At 71.2% G+C, this 18,943-nt stretch carries 6 protein-coding genes and 1 pseudogene; 6 read left to right on the plus strand and 1 reads right to left on the minus strand.

What is annotated here, in order from left to right; all coding sequences use genetic code 11:
- Positions 1–91: 91 nt before the first annotated feature.
- From MKW14_RS04350 to MKW14_RS04375, 6 genes and pseudogenes are all read left to right on the plus strand, one after another.
- Entirely contained in the window at positions 92–1,297 is a 1,206-nt protein-coding gene (locus tag MKW14_RS04350) for a glycosyltransferase (protein WP_240858983.1), read from the plus strand.
- Between the two features lie 75 nt (positions 1,298–1,372).
- Complete coding sequence (locus MKW14_RS04355; RefSeq protein ID WP_240858985.1) at positions 1,373–1,762, plus strand: cupin domain-containing protein; 390 nt, start codon at positions 1,373–1,375, stop codon at positions 1,760–1,762.
- Positions 1,763–1,969: 207 nt separating this feature from the next.
- Positions 1,970–5,953, plus strand: coding sequence for a non-ribosomal peptide synthetase (locus tag MKW14_RS04360; protein ID WP_308314576.1), 3,984 nt, complete (start codon positions 1,970–1,972; stop codon positions 5,951–5,953).
- A complete protein-coding gene (locus MKW14_RS04365) occupies positions 5,950–15,285 on the plus strand; it encodes a non-ribosomal peptide synthetase (protein ID WP_240858990.1) in 9,336 nt (3,111 codons plus the stop codon). The genes MKW14_RS04360 and MKW14_RS04365 overlap by 4 nt, the downstream gene beginning before the upstream one ends.
- A 27-nt stretch (positions 15,286–15,312) precedes the next feature.
- Positions 15,313–16,185 carry a TauD/TfdA dioxygenase family protein gene (locus MKW14_RS04370; protein ID WP_240858992.1) on the plus strand — a complete coding sequence of 291 codons (873 nt, stop codon included), beginning with the start codon at positions 15,313–15,315 and terminating at the stop codon, positions 16,183–16,185.
- Between the two features lie 15 nt (positions 16,186–16,200).
- Positions 16,201–16,287, plus strand: a pseudogene (locus tag MKW14_RS04375) (pyridoxamine 5'-phosphate oxidase family protein); the annotation flags it as partial.
- Positions 16,288–16,502: 215 nt separating this feature from the next.
- Here the strand turns inward: MKW14_RS04375 and MKW14_RS04380 are convergent.
- Complete coding sequence (locus MKW14_RS04380; protein WP_240858993.1) at positions 16,503–18,809, minus strand: ArnT family glycosyltransferase; 2,307 nt, start codon at positions 18,807–18,809, stop codon at positions 16,503–16,505.
- Positions 18,810–18,943: the final 134 nt, after the last annotated feature.

An 18,943-nucleotide genomic window follows, 5' to 3' on the forward strand; every position in this document is an offset into this window, starting at 1 on the left:
TGCGGAATCGTCGAGTTGACCGCCAGGAGCGAGCGCGATGAGGTGAGGCGACCGCGACGATCGCGGAAGACCCGACGAAAGAGGACACTCCATGCGGGTGCTGATGACCACGTACGGGACACGTGGCGATGTCGAACCGCTGCTGGCCCTCGCGGTGCGGTTACGGGCGTTGGGCGTGGCAGTGCGGATGTGCGCCCCGCCGGACGAGGAGTTCGCCCAGCGGCTGGCGGGCATCGGGGTGGAGTCCGTGCCGGTCGGGCCACCTGTCAGGGAGTTGATGCGCGGCAAGACCCTGCCCTCGGCCACGGATCTGGCCCGCTATCGGAACGAGTTGGTCGAGACCCAGTTCGCCGCCTTCCCCGCCGCCTTCGACGGATGTGACGTGGTGGTGGCCGCAGGTCTGGGGCAGGTCGGCGCACGATCCGTGGCCGAGGCGGCCGGGATCCCCTACGTGTACGTGAGCTATGCGGCGGTCCACCTGCCCTCGCCCCACCACGCGCCGCCTCCGCGACCCGGCTGGCCGGAGCCCGAGGCCGCCGACCACCGGGCCCTGTGGGAGGTGGACGCCCAGAACGTCAACGCGCAGTTCGGCGAGGCGCTCAACCGCCACCGGGCGGCGCTCGGTCTGCCGCCGGTGGACAACGTACGCGATCACATCCTCACCGACCGTCCGTGGCTCGCGGCCGATCCGGTACTGGGGTTGTGGCCCGAGACTCCCGGCCTCGACGTCGTACAGACGGGCGCATGGACCCTCCCTGACGAACGTCCCCTGCCGGCGGACCTGGTGCGGTTTCTGGACGCGGGGAGTCCGCCGGTCTATGTGGGCTTCGGCAGCATGTCCCCGGCCGAGGGCATCGGCGGCATGGCCGTCGAGGCGATTCGCGCTCTGGGGTACCGCGTGCTGGTGTCCCGTGGCTGGGCGGGCCTGGATCTCGTCGACGACGGGGACGACTGCTTCACCATCGGCGAGGTCAGCCATCAGAGTCTGTTCGGCAGGGTGGCCGCCGTGGTCCACCACGGGGGCGCGGGTACCACGCTGACGGCGGCGCGGGCGGGGGCGCCGCAAGTGGTGATACCGCTGCAACTGTCGGACAACCCGTACTGGGCCGGCCGGGTGGCGGCACTGGACCTCGGTGCGGCCCTCGACGCGTCGGCCACGACCGTCGAATCGCTGGGCATCGCGCTCAAGAGCGCTCTGTCACCGGAGACCCGGGCGCGCGCGAAGTCCCTGGGAAGCCGGATCCGCATCGACGGAGCGGAGGTGGCCGCACATCGGTTGGTCGACCGGTCGCGGTGACCGACACCGGCATGCGGTGCGCGGTTGATCACTCCGAGCGCCGACACCGCGCCGTCGATTGCTAGCGTTCGTGTCATGGACGACGGTGTGTACGTAGGCAGTGCGGGCAAGGACGCGGCGATGGACCGGGGGTGGCTGCTCGGGCACTTCAAGGAGCAGGGCGACCCCCGGCACAGTGAGGCGGTCGAGGTGAAGTGGGGGGTCCATTCGCGCGGTGAGGAACGAGCGCGGTGGGTGGAGGGCGAGGTGCGGACAGCCCTGCTGGTCCTCATCAGCGGACGCTTTCGTCTGGAGTTCCCCGGCCGCAGCGTGGTGCTGGAGCAGCAGGGCGACTACGTCGTCTGGGGCCAGGGGGTCGACCACTCCTGGTTCGCCGAGGAGGACTCCGTGGTGATCACCGTGCGATGGCCTTCTGTGGCTGGATACGCCGTCCCCGACGGAAAGAGCGCGGAACGACCGATGTGAACCATTGGCCGCGTGTGGTCCGCTATCTCATGCAAGCCCCTTGATGTCGCGTGTCGAACGCAAACGGGATTCCAACGGTTGTTGATTGTGGCGTTGGTCACCGTTGACCGCTTAATCGGAGCCCATTTAGCATCACGGAAATGCCCCCCTCGGCTGCGGCTGCAACGCCCGCATTTCTCTTCTCGCTCTTCTCGTGAAGGGTAATCCGTGAATTTACCCCGAATCGCAGTCAGTAACCATTCCGACGAAGAGACAGAATCCGCGCCGTTGTCGCTGGCGCAGGAGCGTCTGTGGGTCATGGCGCGCATGGACGGAGACGCCGGCGCCGCCTACAACGAGCCGATGCCCTTCGACATCCGGGGACCGCTCGACCGGGACCTGCTCATCGAGGCGCTTCATCTGCTCGCGGCCCGGCACGAGGCCCTGCGCACCCGGCTGGTCCCCTCCGGGGGTTCGGCTCTCCAGGTCGTCGATCCGCCGGACACGGGGTTCCCGGTGACCTTCGAGGATCTGACCGAACTGCCCGACGCCGCCGAACGGTTGACGCGCATACGGCTGGAGGTGGAGGGCACCCCGTTCCGTCTGGGCGAGGAACCCATGGCGCGCGGCTGCCTGATCGCGCTCCAACCGGACCACCACGTCCTGATCCTGACGGCGCATCACATCATCTTCGACGGCTGGTCCCGGTCCCTCCTGCTCAGAGAGCTGGGCCTGGTGTACGACGCGCTTCAGCGGGGGCAGGCCGTCGCGCTGCCCGAACTGACCTGGCAGTACAGCGACTACACGCGGTGGCAGTGGGAGTGGATGTCGGGAAACGAGCCTGCCCCGCATGCCGAGTACTGGACCACCGCCCTGGCTGACAGCCCGGCCGTGATCGCCCTTCCCACCGACCGGCCCCGCCCTCCCCAACAGGACTTCCGAGGCGCCCGGTTGGCCGTGACGGTCGACGAGGACCTGACCCGGGCCCTGCGTACGCTGTCCGCCGACAACGATGTCTCCCTGTACGCGACCGTCCTCACCGGCTGGTCCGTGCTGCTGTCCCTGCTCTCCGGGCAGGACGACATCGTGGTCGGCGCTCCCACGTCGAACCGGCGACGCGGGGACGTCGAGGGTCTGATCGGCTTCTTCGTCAACACCCTCGCCCTGCGCGCGGACCTCTCCGGCTCTCCCGCCGTCAAGGACGCCCTGAAGCGGGTGAACGAGCGGATCCGTGACGCCCTCCAGCACGTCGACCTCCCCTTCGAGCGCGTCGTCGAACTGGTCAACCCCCCGCGGAGCCCGGCCCACACGGCCCTGTTCCAGACGATGTTCGCCTGGGTTCCCTCCATGCGGCAGGAACTCGAACTTCCCGGGGTGGAGGTCGAGTTACGGGAAGACGCCGCCCACGTGCCCGCGAAGTTCGACATGGTCCTGGCCCTGGCCGACGAAGGCCGGCACCTCATCGGCGAGATCGACTACGCGGTGGCGCTCTTCGACCGGACGACGATCGAACGGTATGTACGGCAATTCCTGCGCGTGCTGCGGCTGATGACCGAGCGGCCCGATGCCGGGATCGCCGAGCTGACGCTGCTCGACGAGGACGAGCAGCGGGCACTCCTCGCCACCTTCAGCGCCGGGCCCGCCGTGACCGGGCCGGCCTGTGCGGGGGTGCTGGAGCGCTTCGCGGCGCAGGTCCGTGAACGCCCCGGGCAGTGCGCGGTGGTGGCCGGTGGCGTCACGCTCGACTACGCGACACTCGACCGCCGAGCCAACCGTCTCGCCCACGCCCTGATCGCCCGCGGTGCCGGGCCTGACCGTGTGGTGGGCCTGCACGCCGGACGCACCGCCGACCTCGTCGTCGGTGTGCTCGGGATCCTCAAGTCCGGAGCGGCTTACCTGCCCCTCGACCCCGGCCAGCCTCCGGAGCGGCTCAGGGCCATGGTCAGCGACGCGGCACCGGTCCTCGTGCTGACCGACGAGAAGAGCGCCGCGGACGACGGACAGTTCTGGGAGCGCCTGTCGACTATGGAGGCCGAGGGGGCCCACGACGACGCGCCGGCCGTCGGCACGGACGCGTCGCGGCTCGCCTACGTCATCTACACCTCGGGATCGACCGGCCGGCCCAAGGGCGTGGCGGTGACGCACGGCAGCGTCGTCAATCTCTTCGACCACTGGCGCGAACTCATGGGGGACGCCCCCGGCGAGGCCTCGTCGGCCTGGTCCAGCATCGGCTTCGACGCGTCGGTGCACGAACTCCTCGTCCCGCTCACCACCGGCGCCGTCCTCCACCTGGTTCCCGACGAACTGCGCGGGGACCCAGGGGCGTTGCTGGAGTGGATGCGCGAACGCAAGGTCACCCAGGCGTTCCTGCCCCCGTCCTACGTCCAGTGGATCGGCGAGGACCCGGCCGCGCGCCTCGCCGGATCGAGCCTGCGTCAGCTCCTCACCGGAGTGGAGTCCCTGCCGGAGAGCACCCTGCACCGCATGCGTGAGCTGCTGCCCGGCCTGCGCATCTGCTTCGGCTACGGTCCGACCGAGGCCACCCTCTACTCCACCGCCTACACCGACCCGCAGCCGTACGAGCGGGCGTGTCCCATCGGGCGGCCGCTGCGCGGCACCCGTCTGTACCTGCTCGACGACCGGATGCGCCCGGTACCCGTGGGAGTCACCGGAGAGATCCACCTCGGTGGAGCGAGTCTGGCCCGCGGCTATCTCAACCGCCCCGACCTCACCGACGAACTCTTCGTGCCCGACCCCTTCGTCCCCGGTGAACGCCTCTACCGCACCGGCGACTTGGCGCGCTGGCTGCCGGACGGCAACGCCGAGTACGTCGGCCGCCGGGACGACCAGCTCAAGCTGCGCGGCTTCCGTATCGAGCCGGGAGAGGTCGAAGCGGCGCTGCTGGCGGTCCCAGGAGTGCGGCAGGCCGTCGTGCTGGCCGACCGTGACACGCCGGGCGGTCCGCGCCTGGTTGCCGGCGTGGGATGTGACGCCGAGCGCACGCGGATGCCGTACGAGTGGCGTGCGGCCCTCAAGGATCGCCTGCCGGACTACATGATCCCCGCCGTGGTCGCCGAGTTCCCGCGCCTGCCGTTGAACAGCAGCGGCAAGGTCGACCGGACGGCGGTGCTGCGCGCCGCTGCGGCGGCCCATGCCGGCCGGGTCAACACAGCCGCGCCCCGCGACCATGTCGAGATGTCCCTGCACCGGATCTGGCGGCGGGTCCTGTTGCACCCCGACATCGGTGTCGGTGACAACTTCTTCGAGCTGGGCGGCACTTCGATATCGGCGATCAAGATGGCGTCCGCCGTCCAGGAAGAGCTCGGCGTCGCCCTGCCCGTCCGGTACGTCATGCTGCACCCGAGCATCGAGACGCTCGCCGAGCGCGTACGCGCCGACGGCGCCGATGCCGCGCAGTCCGCGAAGCTCAGCAGCCTGGTCGAATTCCGCGCGGGCGGCGGCCGACAGCGCGTGGTGTGCGTGCACCCCGCAGGCGGCACCGCCTTCTGTTACCTGCCCCTGTCCGCCGAACTCGCCGACGACATAGGCGTCGTGGGACTCCAGGCGCCCGGCGTCAACCCCGGCGAGTCCACCCTGCCCGGCGTCGAGGCCATGGCCGAGGAGTATCTGCGGCTGGTCGAACCCCGCACCGACGAGGCACTGGTGCTGTGCGGGCTCTCCTACGGCGGTCTGATCGCGTACGAGATGGGCCGCCGCCTGGTGACGGCCGGGCACGAGAAGGTGAGCGTGGTCCTCCTCGACACCCACGGTGCCCAGGACGACGAGCAGCGCGCCGCGATCGCGCCGGTCGGCATGGCGGAGTTCCGGGAGAAGCTGGTGCGCTTCAACGGGATGTACCCAGGTATCGACGACGCCCAGGTGGCCCGGTACCTGAACGTCTACAACCACCATCGTGAGACGGGGCGCGACTACGTCGTACCCCAATCGCCCGCCCGTGTCGTCCTGTTGCAGGCGACGGCCGTGGAGGACGAGGAGGCGGACCCCGAGCAGGCCGCCGCCCGGCTACGCGCGTTCTGGCGGCAGCGCGTCACCGGCGAGTTCGTGGTCGAGCCGGTCGCCTGCGGTCACTGGGACATGTTGGAGAGCGACGAACTGCCCCGCGTCGCTGCCGTCCTCACCGCCGAACTGCACCGGCTGACCGCCACCCCCGGCCAACGCGCCCCTTCTGGCACGTCGGAGGATGCACGATGAAACCGCGCGTCGAAACTTCCTCCACTCACGTCTCCGAGGACCTGGGCGATCCGGTCGGCTTGGCGCTCGAGATTCACCGCCGGGCGCTTCGCACACCACATGCCGAGGCCGTCGTCGACGGTGAAGTCCGCCTCGACTACGCGGCGTTGAACGGGGCAGCCGCCATGGTCGCCCGGGAGCTGGGGCGTCGGGGCGTCACCGCGGGGCAGGCCGTGGCGGTGGCGCTGCCACGGTCGTGGCGGCTGGTCTGCGTGATGCTGGGCGTCCTGCGGCTGGGGGCGCAGGTCGTGCCCCTCGACACACAGAGCCCCGCCGACCGCCGCCGCTTAATCCTCCGGGACTCCGCCGCGGTCGCCCTGGTGCATGAAACGGCCGAGAGCTTCCCCGAGCTCCCGAGCGACGTCAAGGCGCTCGGCGCTGACACGCTTCTGCCCGAACTGCCGGACGCAGCCGCCTCCTTGGAGGCGCCGGCCGCTCCGGGCGAGGTGTCGTTCGTGTTCTACACCTCCGGAACGACCGGCCGCCCGAAGGGCGTCGAGGTCCGTGACACCGGGATCCGGCGCCTGGCCCGACCCGGCTACATCCGCGTCGAGCCCGGCCTGCGCTATGCCTGTATGGCCAATCCGGCGTTCGACGCGCTGAGTTTCGAAGTCTGGGTGCCCCTGCTGACCGGCGGCTGCTGTGTGATCCTGCGCGACGCGGACGTGCAGACTCCCGAGCGGCTTGCCGCGGCGCTACGGCACAGGCGCGTGGACACCGTCTTCGTCACCACGGCCCTGTTCAACGCGATGGTCACGGCTGTGCCGGACTGCTTCGCCGCGGCCGGACAGGTCCTGGTGGGCGGAGAACAGCTCAACTCCCGGGTGATGCGCCGCTGGTACCAGGACAACGCCGACAGTGGCACCCGCCTGTTCAACGTCTACGGACCGACGGAGTCCACCACCTTCGCCCTGTGCCATCCCATCCCCCGGGACTTCGAAGGGGACGTGGTGCCGATCGGCCGGCCCCTGCCGCAGACCGGTACGGTCACGGTCGTACCGGGCCAGGAGCGGATGGCCGCTCCGGGTGAGGTCGGCGAACTCCTGTTGAGCGGGGCCGGACTCGCCGTCGGATACCGCAACCTTCCCGAGGAGACCGAGCGGCGTTTCGTGCGCCTGCCGTGGCTCGACGGCGGCGAGGAGACGTACTACCGCACCGGTGACCTCGTTCGGGCCGACGGCGAGGGCCTGGTGGCATACGTGGGCCGAACCGACCGGCAGGTCAAGGTCCGCGGTTTCAGGATCGAGCCCGGCGAGGTGGAACGGCGCGTCCTGACCCACCCGGCGGTGCAGCGGGCCCATGTGTGCACGCGCCCCGCGGGCCGGGAGGGGCCCAACGAACTCCTCGCGTTCGTCGTCCTCGGTCAGGAACTGTCCTACGAGGAGTTCGACACGCACCTGACGGCCCACCTGCCGGCCTACATGCGCCCCCACCGGATCCATCTAGTGGCCGACCTCCCGCTCAACGCCAACGGCAAGGTCGACCAGACCGCCCTGCTGGAGCAGGCCGCCCAGCCATGGCGGCCCACCGCGTCCGCCTCCGCCTCCGACGCCCCGGCCACCACGGAAACGGAGCGCCACGTCCTCGAACTGGCCGAGGAGATACTCGGCACCCCCGGCCTCCGGCTCGGCGACCGGTGGATCGCCGTCGGCGGTGACTCGTTGAAGGCGCTGCGGTTCTGTTTCGCCGTACGGCAGCGCTGGGGCCGCGAACTGACCCAGGCGGCCGTCCTGCACGGCGACCTGGCCGCCATCGCCCGGTCGCTCGCCTCAGGCGGTCCCGCCGAGGAGAACGCCTTGCCGGCACCGGTGGTCTCCGGTGCCCGCTCGGCGCCCGCCACCAGCGAGCAGCAGCGGCTGTGGCTGATGCAGCGCCGCACCCCCAACTCCCGGGCGTACTCCGTCAACCAGGCCTTCCGCGTGGACGGACCCGTCGACACCACGGCTCTCCGGCGGGGGCTGCGCAGCCTGGTGGCACGGCACGCGGCGCTGCGGACGGGCTTCCGCCTCGGGCCGGAGGGGCTGGAGCAGACCGTCGGCGAACCGTACGACCCCTGGCACGAGCCGGGCCCGCGCCAGGTCTGGGCGGAGGAGGAAGCGCACGCCTTCGCCGACACCTTCTTCGCCGAGCCCTTCGACCTCGCGGTCCCCCGCATGCTCCGGGCCTGCTGGCTGCCGCGTGACGGCGGCGGCACGCTCCTGCTGCACCTGCACCACATCGCCGTGGACGGCTGGTCGTTGAGCGTCCTGCTGCACGACCTGTCCGCCGACTACGCCGGAGACGACCGGCCCGATGCCCCCGCCGCCCCGACCCCGCTGGACTTCGCCGTCTGGCAGCGCGACCGGTTCACGAGCACCACCTACCGGACACAGCAGGATGAACTCCTCGCTTTCTACCGGGGTTTGAAGGAGCCGCTGGAGCCGCTGCCCGTACGGGAGGCGAACACGGCACCGCGGGCACGCCTGCTGCACACCTCCCTCGACGTCGCCCGGCGGGCCCAAGTCGACCAAGTGTGCGCCGAGTTCGGGCTGACCCGGTTCCAGGTTCTGCTGAGCGTGTTCTCCTGGTCCCTGTACGGCGTGACCGGTCTGGTCCGCCCGCGCATCGCCGCCCCGGTCGCGGGCCGCCCGGTGCGCGAGTTCGAGAACAGCGCGGGCATGCTGGCGAACACCGTGCTGCTGCCCCTGACGGTCGCGCCCGGCGAGGACCTGCGCTCACATCTCGCCCGTACCGGAAACGACACAGGGCAGGTACTGGGGCGTCAGGACGTGGCGCTCACCAACGTGCTGACCGGCTGGGAGGGCGCCGGCGACACCACACCGTTCGACTTCCTGTTCGTCCTGGAGAACACCGACTTCGGGGCGCTGCGGCTGCCCGGCTGCGCCCAGCGCCCCCTGTGGTGGGCGGCACCGGAGGCCAAGTGCCCGCTGACGGTCTCCGTGGTCGAGCACGCGGACGCGCTCGACGTGCTGTGGGAGTACGCCGAGGACCGGTTCACCGGCGAGGACGTCGAGGCGATGGCGGAGCTGTTGCGGCGGGGCGTGGACGCGCTCGCGTCGGGTGGCCGCCGTACCGTCCGCGAAATCGTCCTCCCCTACCGGGACTCCCTTCCGCGGCACGGGCGCGGGCCCGCCCCCGAACCCGGCTTCACCACGATCGCCGAAGGCTTCGGCCGTCAGGTCGCCCGCACACCGCACACACCCGCCGTCGTCACGGCCGACGGCGAGGCCCTGAGCTACGCGGCCCTCGACGCCCGGGCGGCGGCGCTCGCGGCGGAACTGGCCGACCGCCATTCGATCCCGGCCGACGACAGCCCCTGCCGGGCGGCCCTGTACCTGGAGCCCTCGGTCGAACACGTGGTGGCGCTGCTGGCGCTGGCCAGGCTGAACGTCACCGCCGTCCCCCTCGACCCCTCCTACCCGGCCGACGTGCTGCGCCGCGTCCTGGAACGGATCGACCCCCTGTGCGTCCTGACCACTCGGGACAGCTCGCCGGCGTTGGACACGCTGCTCCCGGACGGTGTGGCCCGCCACCTCGTCGTACCGGGGGCGGACTCGCAGCCGCGAACGGGCGACGGCACGGGGACGTCGTACGACGGGGACATCCGACGTGCGGTCGACGCGCCCGCACACAGCGGCGCTCGCCCCCTGTACACGCTGTTCACGTCCGGCTCCACCGGCGTCCCCAAGGGCGTGCAGATCCATGACCGCACCCTGTGCGACCTGATCAGGTGGCAGTCCGGTCCCGGCGGCCTGACGGCCCCCGCGGCCACCCAGCAGTTCTCGATGCTGTCGTTCGACGTGTCCTTCCAGGAGATCTTCGGGACCCTGTGCACGGGCGGCGGCCTCCAGCTCATCCGTCCCGAGTGGCGTAAGGACGTGCCCGCACTCCTGGACCGGCTGGACTCTGCGGGCGCCGAGCGGATCTTCATGCCCTACGTGGCCCTGCAGCTGCTCGCCGAGTACGCGGTCCGTCTGAACAGGTATCCGTCCCGGCTGCGTGAAGTGGTCACGGCGGGAGAGCAGTTGGTGTGCACCGACAGCATCCGGCGCTGGTTCGCCGGGCTCCCCGGCGCACGGCTGTTCAACCACTACGGGCCGACCGAGACACATGTGGTCAGCGCCCTGTGCCTGGAGGGAGATCCCGGGCACTGGCCCGAGCGGCCCGCCATCGGACGCCCGGTGGCCGGCGCCGACCTGCGGGTGGTGGACGCCCAGGGCGACCCGGTCCCGGCCGGGTGCGCCGGCGAGCTGCTGATCGGCGGCACCATGACCACCCGCTGCTACCTCGACGAACCGGAACACGACGACAGCCGCTTCGTCGAACTCCCCGGCGCGGAAGGCCTGTTCTACCGCAGCGGCGACCGGGCGTACTTCGACCGCGAGGGCCTGCTGCACTACGCGGGCCGCGACGACCAGCAGATCAAACTGAGCGGGCACCGGCTCGAACTCGGTTCCGTCGAGGCGGCCCTGCTGCGCCATCCGGCGGTGCTCAACGCCGCCGTCACCCGCGACGGAGACCGGCTGACGGCCGGCCTGGAGATCCGTGGCGAGCCACCGACCGCCGACGAACTGACCGCGCATCTGTCCGCCCTGCTGCCCTCGTACGTACGTGTGGAGCGCTTCCGCCGGCTGGAGAGACTGCCCCGCACACCCAGCGGCAAGCTCGACCGGCAGGCCGTGCTCCGGACGCCCGGGGAAGAGTTACGTCGTTCGGCGACCGCCCGCGGGGGCCTGTCGGCCGAGGAGGAGCGCCTCACCGCTGCCTTCGAGGAGGTCACCGGGTCGGTGATCGCACCGGACCAGACCTTCTTCGAGGCGGGTGCCTCCAGTCTCGCCCTGATGCGCTTCCACCTGTACTGCACCACGGCACTCGGTCTGCGCCTCGACGTCGCGGACCTCTTCGAGCACGTCACCGTCCGCTCCCTGGCCCGGCACCTCACCGCCCCGCGGCCCCAGACCACACCGGCCAGGAAGAACGAGGAGCCTCCGGCACCCGGCGAGCCGATCGCGGTCGTCGGCATGGCGGTACGGGTGCCCGGCGCCCCGGACCTGGCCGCCTTCTGGGACCTGGTGGTCTCCGGCGGCACCGGAATCCGCCGCGTCGACGCACCGGAAGGAGTCGTCGGCGCGCACAGCACGCTCGACGGCATGCTCGACTTCGACCCGGGCCACTTCGGCATCAGCCCCCAGGAAGCACGGCTGATGGACCCCCAGCAGCGTCACCTGCTGATGGCCGGCGTGCAGGCCCTGGCACACGCCGGAGTGGCGGACACCTCGGCCGCACGGGTGGGCCTGGTGGCGGGGGCGGGAGAGAACACCTACTTCCAGTCCCTGCTGCGCGAGGCGGACCCCGACCGGCTGCCCGACGGCTTCCAGCTCGCCCTGCACCATGACAAGGACTTCCTGGCCACCAAGGTCGCCTACCACCTCGGGCTGACCGGCCCCGCCTTCAGCGCCCAGACGGCCTGCTCCAGCTCCCTGGTCGCCGTGCACCTCGCCGCCGGTCTGCTCCGGCAGGGCGAGGCCGACGTGATGCTCGCCGGCGGAGTCCTCATCGACCCGAGGCTGACCGGCGGCTACCGCTACCGTCCGCAGCACATCTTCTCCGCGGACGGCGACTGCCGCCCCTTCAGCGACGACGCCACCGGCACGGTCGGCGCGAGCGGCGTGGGCGTCGTGGTCCTCAAGACGCTGGGCCAGGCACGGCGCGACGGCGACACCGTCTACGCACTCATCACCGGCTCGGCGATCAACAACGACGGTGCGGCGAAGATGAGTTACACCGCGCCGTCCCTGGCCGGACAGCGGGAGGTGATCCGCACCGCCCTGTCCCGCGCCGGACGCACCGGCGCCGACCTCGGCTATGTGGAGGCCCACGGCACCGGCACCCGGCTCGGCGACCCGATCGAAGTGGGGGCGCTACGGCAGGCGTTCGACGTCACCGAGTCCGGCCGCTGCGCTCTGAGCTCCGTCAAGAGCCAGCTCGGCCATCTAGGCGCGGCGGCCGGAGTGGTGGGCCTCGTCCGCGCGGTCCTCGCCGTGCACCACGGGACGCTGCCGCCCAACCTCAACTTCCGTGCCTTCAACCCGGAGATCGGCCCCGACCCCACTCCGTTCTACATCCCGACCGAAGCCACACCCTGGCCCGAGAGGCGTCAACGGGTCGCCGCTGTCAGCAGCTTCGGCATCGGCGGCACCAACGCCCACGTCATCGTCGAGCAGGACATCACGCCCGGACCGGCGGCAACCCATGAAGTCCCCGCCTGCCTCGTGCTGTCGGCCTCCAGCGCGGACGCCCTGGCCGCCGACGCCGCTCGCATCGCCGACTACCTCCAACTCCACCCGGAGCGCCACGAGTCAGTGCTGCGCCATCTGCAGGCCGGGCGGGTCGCTCACCAACTGCGGGCAGCGGCACCCGTGATGGACGCCGCAGCGGCCGAGCACTGGCTGCGCGCGGTGGCTGCGGGCGCGGTGCCGGCCGGTACGGCGGACCCGGACGCCGTGCCTGTATCCGCTGCCGGTCGAGCGGCCCACGACCTCGCCGAGCACTGGACCACCGGACGCCCGGTCGACTGGGGGGCCGCAGGCTCCGCTCCGGCGCCCTGGGACTTCCCTCCCCCGTCCTTCTCCCTCGCGACATACGACTTCGACCGGCGCCCCGTGAATCCTCGCGAGGCCACCGCCGCCACACCCCGGCGGCTGCCCCCGGAGAACTGGCTGCACCAGCCGCACTGGGTGCGACTGCGTCGTGCCACCATCGCGGACACCACTGTGCCGAACGGACCAGCGTCCGCCGTGGTCGTCGTAGCCTCCCAGAACACCCCGCCGACAGCGCTCGCGCCCTTCAACGCTGTGGCGTCGCGAGTCATACGGGTGCACCCGGCCGACGCCTTCGCCCGCACAGGACCGGACGCCTACGCCGTGGCCCCGGCCGATCCGGCATCGGTGCGCCGGCTGCTCGATGCCCTGTCCGAGGACGGTGTCCCGCCCTCTCCCGACACGGAGTGGGTGCACGCCCTGCCCCTGGGCGTGACCGGGCCGGTCGGTCCCGGCGCCTTGGAACACGCCCGGCACGCCTGCCTGGACAGCACGGCGGCCCTGGCCCAGGCGCTGGCCGGGCGAAGCGACTCGCCCCGCGTGTGGTGGCTGTCGTACGGCGCCCTGCCCGTGACGGGAACAGTGCACAGGCCCGAACTGGCCCTCCTGGCAGGGCCCGTCGAGGTCTCCCATCAGGAGTCGGCCCTGAGCGGCCACTGGCTCGACCTCCCCGACGGCGACCTCACCCGCTGGGCCGGACACGTGGCCTCGATCGTCGCCGAGACACAGGAGGCCGGTCATCGAGACGGACCGGTCCTCCCCCGTCGGCTCGCACTGCGGGAGGGCTACTGGTGGCGGCCTGGCACCGTACCCGTACCGTCGCCGGAGGGTATGCGCTCCCGCGTACCGGCCACAGCCGACACCGTCCACCTGGTGCTCGGCGGCACGGGCGGCCTGGGCCGAGCCATCGCCGCCTGGCTGCTCGAACACACCCGCAGCAGAGTGCTGTTGCTGTCGGGAAACCCTCACCTGCCCGAGGAACTGAACGAATGGGCCGACCGCGTCGGCCTCATCCCGGCGGATCTCGCGACCATGTCAGTCGACGACGTGGCCGCGGCCGTCGCGGAGCACACGTCACGGCTGGACGGCGTCGTCCACGCGGCCGGTCTCGGACAGGGCGGGCTGCTCGTACGACGTGACGCCACCGCGATGCGCCAGGCGGCGGCGGTCCGCGAGAGCGGCGCACTCCTCGTCGAACACCTCATCGGCGCCTTCCGCCCGGAGTTCGCGGTCTACTGCTCCTCGATGTCCGCCCTGCTCGGCGGTGTCGGCCAGAGCGACTACGCGGCCGGCGCGAGCCTCCTCGACGGCTTCGCCCACCACCGGGCCACCGAGACCGAGACGACCGTCAGGATCGCCGTCGACTGGGACATCTGGCGGGAGACCGGCATGGCGACAACGGTCCTGGCCCCGGACAGCCGTCATCAGGCCCACCTCGCCGTCGGCCTGAGCGTCGAGGAGGGCAAAGCCGTCTTCGGTCATGCCCTCGCCCTGCAACTGCCTCAACTCCTCGTGTCCACAACCGACATCGCGGCCTCCCGGGCCTTCTACGCTCCTGGCGGGATCGCGGATCGCTCCTCACCGGCGCGCGTGACGGACGCGCAGAAGGAAGTCGCCGACACAGGAGGTGCCGGAGAGCGGGCGGACGCCATGGCCCGGGCGATCCAGAATCTGCTCGGCGTGGACGAACTGGACCCCGAGGACTCCCTCTACGACCTGGGCGCCGACTCGCTGACCCTGATCAGCCTGATCGCCCGGATCGAGGACGACTACGGCGTCGAGTTCGACCTGGCCTCCTTCAGCCACCGCGTCAGCCTCACGGAGATCCTCAAACACATCGAGGCGGCCCTGACGTCCACCGAACCCACCCCCGAGGCGGCGGCAAGCACCTCTCCCGTCGTCCTGGACATCTGGCAGCACGGAACCGGTCCGGCCGTCCTGTGTCTGATCCACCCCGTGGGCGGAGACATCCAGGCCTACCGCCCCCTCGTGGCAGCGCTCGGCCCCGCCCCGACGGTGTGCCTCATCGCCGACCCGGCCCTGCGCGACGCCGGGATGCCCGCATGGTCACTGGCCGAGCGGGCCCAGTACTACGACGCGGCGCTGAGCGAGCACTTCGGCGGAGGAGACGACCGCCGGCTCCATCTGGCCGGATGGTCCTACGGCGCCCGTGTGGCGATGGAGATGGCAGCCCTCGCCGAGGCGGCCGGCCGGCCACCGGAAGCGCTCCACCTCCTCGATCCGCCACCGCCCCAGGCGGAGGCGCTGGTGTCCGCCTACGACGAGACCCACCTGGAAAGGGTGTTCGCCGCCGAACTCGGCGCCGGTGCCTCCTCGTTGCCGCCCGAGTCGCCGACCGCGCACGCACAGGCGTACGCCGAGAGGCTGGCCCGCTGCTGCCGCGCCAACCTGCGCAGCCTCGGGGAACATCGCGTACGGCCGCTCGTCTCCGTCCCCACCAGTCTGTGGCTGGCCGCACACCCCACGGCGGGCATGCCCACCCCCGCGGCCCCGCAGGAGACGGAGCGGCAGTGGAACACCTGCCTGCCCCCGTCCGCCGTACACAGGTATCTGCCCACGGACCACTACGGCATCGTCGCGGCGCCCCATGTGGACACGGTGGCCGAGACCATCAGGGCGACGCTGTCATCGCCGGGTGCCCTTCCCCACGGCACCGCCGACACCGACCTGTAACCCCCCACCGCGCCCCTGGAGGACGACATGGAGTCATACGAGCTCGAAGCACTGGAAGCGGTGACCACGCGTCCCACACACCCCTACCAGACGATCACCGTCGAACGAATCACCCCCGTCCTGGGCGCCGAAGTCTCCGGCGTCGACCTGTCGCAGGAGATTCCGCCCGAGCAACTGCAGGACATCCGGGCCGCTTTCCGCGACCACCATGTCCTCGTCTTCCGCGACCAGACCATCACCGCCGAGCAACACAAGCGCTTCGCCGCCGCGTTCGGCGAACTGCGTCCGGTCAACCCGCCCCCGCCGGAGGGTGATCCGTACATCCTGGAGATCCGTACGGCCACGGCAGCGGCGGACGTGGCGGGCAACGGCTGGCACGCGGACGGCACCGCCGACGCCGAACCGTCACTGGGGTCGATGCTCTACATCACCGAGACCCCGGAGCCAGGCTGCGGCGGCGACACCCTCTTCGCCAACATGCACCTCGCCTACGGCATGCTCTCCCCGGCCATGCGTGCCCTGCTGGACACACTGACCGCGATACACGACGGCGCGCAGGCCCTGGCCGGCTACACACCGCCGCCGGACTACGTCATCCCGAAGAGCGAACATCCGGTCGTCGCCCGGCACCCCGAGACCGACCGCAAACTCCTGTACGTCAACAAGGCCTACACCAGCCGCATCCCGCAACTCTCCGCCGACGAGAGCCGCGCCCTGCTCGACGTCCTCTTCGACATCATCGCCCGCAGACCGGTCCTGCACTGCCGCGTCCGCTGGACCCCGGGCACACTGGTCTTCTGGGACAACCGCTGCGTCCAGCACCACGCGACCTACGACTACTACCCCTACGCCCGCTACGGCCAACGCGTCGCCATCAACGGCGGCCCGGTCAAGGGCTGATGTACATGGAGACCCGTGGCGCCGATGAATGTGCGCGCTTGGCGTGGTGAGCCGGAACTGCGCGGCCGTGTCATCATGCGCGACGGGACGTGGCTCGGATAGCGGTCGTCCCCGGTGACGCCCTCTCTCGAACGGGAACGTCTCCTGCGCATGGACCCGGAGCCTGCCCTGTTCGCCTGTCGGGCGCCGCGTACAGGACGTCGAGCGCCGCAGCGTCCTCGGCGACCGCCGTCACCAGGTGACCGCCCGGGCGGAGCACTCGGAGCGAGTGCGCTCGACAGTGTCACCGCCGAGGTGTCCGGCCGGGCGCGCTTGTGCTATTTGCCTGGCTCGCACAGGTAGAGGGTCTGTCCGGTGGCCGTGGTCACCGCGGCCCGTCCCGACAGGGCCGGGCTCCCGGCCGTGGCAGCCGAGCCGCCGTACGCCGAGGCCGGCACCTTGGTGCAGGTGGCCTGTACCCAGGCCGTGATCTGCGCGGCCGCCGTCCCGTCACCGGTGACGCCGCCCGGCATGACGCCGGCGCCCCTCCCCTGTCCGCCGCCACCGAGCAGTACGTAGCGCACCTTGCCGCTGTCGACCAGTTGGCGGAACCGGTTCTCGGTCGGGGACGGTACCCGGCCGCTGAAGCCGCCGATCGGCAGGACCTTCGCGCCGGTCGCCAGAATGTACGGCGATGCCGTGCTCCAGCTGGTGGTGGCGAACACATAGGCCGCCGAGCCGCTACGGGCGCGCGCGTAGGCGAGCAGCCGCTGCTGCGCCGGACTCAGCGCGCCGCCCGAGGCCGCGCCGCCGAAGCCACCCATGCCACCGGCGGTCCGGATCCGCCCAGCACCACCCGCGCCGCTGCGAGCCACTTCCCCTGACGTCGCACCACCGGCCCAGACCATGGTCCCGAAACGGGCCGACCCGAGCCGTGTCGTTCCGAAACCGCGGCCGTTGCCCGACGGACCGACCGCGCCCATCACGCTGGTGCGGTACGACGGGGCGAAGACCTGCACCGCCCACGCGCTCGGCGCCAGGAGAAGAGCCGCCAGCGCGGCGGCGAGACCGCCGAGCGCCAGTCTGCCGCCGGCCCGGCGCCCGCCCGGACGCGCCATCACAAGCAGGGCCAGCGCTGCGACGGCGAGCACCCCCACCGCGGGCGCCAGCCACGGTGCGAAGGACGTGAACTGCCCGGCCAGATACGCCGCCCAGCCCGCGGTCGCCGCCACCGCGCCCGGCAGGACCCATGCACGCGGTCCACCAGCCCGGTAGGCACGCCACATCAGCACCGTCCCGGCGCCGGTGAGCGCGGCGAGCGGTACGGCGATGACGCCCATGTAGTACGTGTGCCCGGCGACGCTGCCGGCGCTGAAGACCAGGAAGTACACGGCGAGCCAGGTGGCCCACAGGAGGTATCCGGCGCGCAGCCGATCGGTGCGTGGCCGGCCCCGCGTCCACAGCAGCCCGCACACGGCGGCGATGGCCGCGATCGGGTAGAACCAGCCGGTCTGGGAAGCGAGCGACGTGCCGAACATCTTCGACCAGCCGTTGTCGTCACCACCGAACCCGCCCCCGCCCCCGCCTACGCCGCCGTTCCGTGGAGCGGCCGCCCTGACGACGGTGTGGTGGCCGGCGTGAGCGCGGGTGCCGCTTCCGGCGCCGGGAGCGCCGTACGCGCCCGGGCCGGTCGGCGAGCTTGATCCCGCGCCCGTGTCCTGGCCGGAGGTGCGGGCATGACCGTTGCCTCCCCCCTGGGAGGCCGAAACGCTGCCCGTGGAGGCCGCGCTGATGCCCAGTGAGGAGAAGCGGGACAGGAAGTTGTAGCCGACCACCATGCTGAACGCCGAGTTGTTGGTGGTGCCGTCCACATAGGGCCGGTCCTTGGCCGGGGTGAGGGTGACGGCGAGGATCCACGACGCCGACACAGCCGTCATGACCAGGGCCGCCACACCGAGGTGGGCCAGCCGTCGGCGCAGCGTGAGCGGTGCCGAGACCAGATACACCAGGGCGAGCGCCGGCAGTACGGCCCATGACTCGAGCATCTTCGCCTGGAAGCCGATGCCGACCCAGACGCCGGCGACGACCAGCGGCCGGAGCCGGCCCTCGCGGGCGGCCCGCTGAGTCGCCTCGGCCGCGAGCAGCAGGCACAGCGTGAACATCGGGTCCTCGACCGAGGTACGGAACAGCCCGACCGCCACGGGGGTCGCCAAGAACACCGTGCCGGCGATCAGAGCGGCGTGCGTGCCGGCCCAGCGGCCGACGACGCGATGGAGAACGAGGAGACTCGCGACGCCTTCCAGAACCTGCGGAAGGGTCAGCGCCCACGCGTGGAATCCGAAGATCCGCGCGGACAGTGCTTGCGGCCAGAGGAAGCCCGGCAACTTATCGAGCGTGATGGAATTTCCGGGATCGAAGGAGCCGTAGAAGAAAGCCTTCCAGCTCTCCGTCATGCTGCGGGCCGCACTCGCGTAGAACGTGTGGTACTCGCTGCGGTCGATGCCCCAGGCGTAGAGCACGACAGCGAGGACGACGAGAACCAGCAGCGCAGGGCGTGCGTACGCCGGCTCACCCTGGGGTGATCGCCATGGCGGGCGACGGAATGAGCCGACGGGCGCGGTTGCGTTGAGGACGTTCGAGGCCATGCGCAGCAGTTTTGGCCACGGCGTCTCCGCGCAACGGCGACACGGCCCCATTTCAAGGAAACTCTCACCGCGGCAAGGGGAATTCTTTGCACGCATGACACGGAAATGACGCCGGTCAAATCAAGCCCTTACTC

The organism is Streptomyces gilvus, assembly GCF_022513565.1.
Lineage (GTDB): Bacteria > Actinomycetota > Actinomycetes > Streptomycetales > Streptomycetaceae > Streptomyces > Streptomyces gilvus.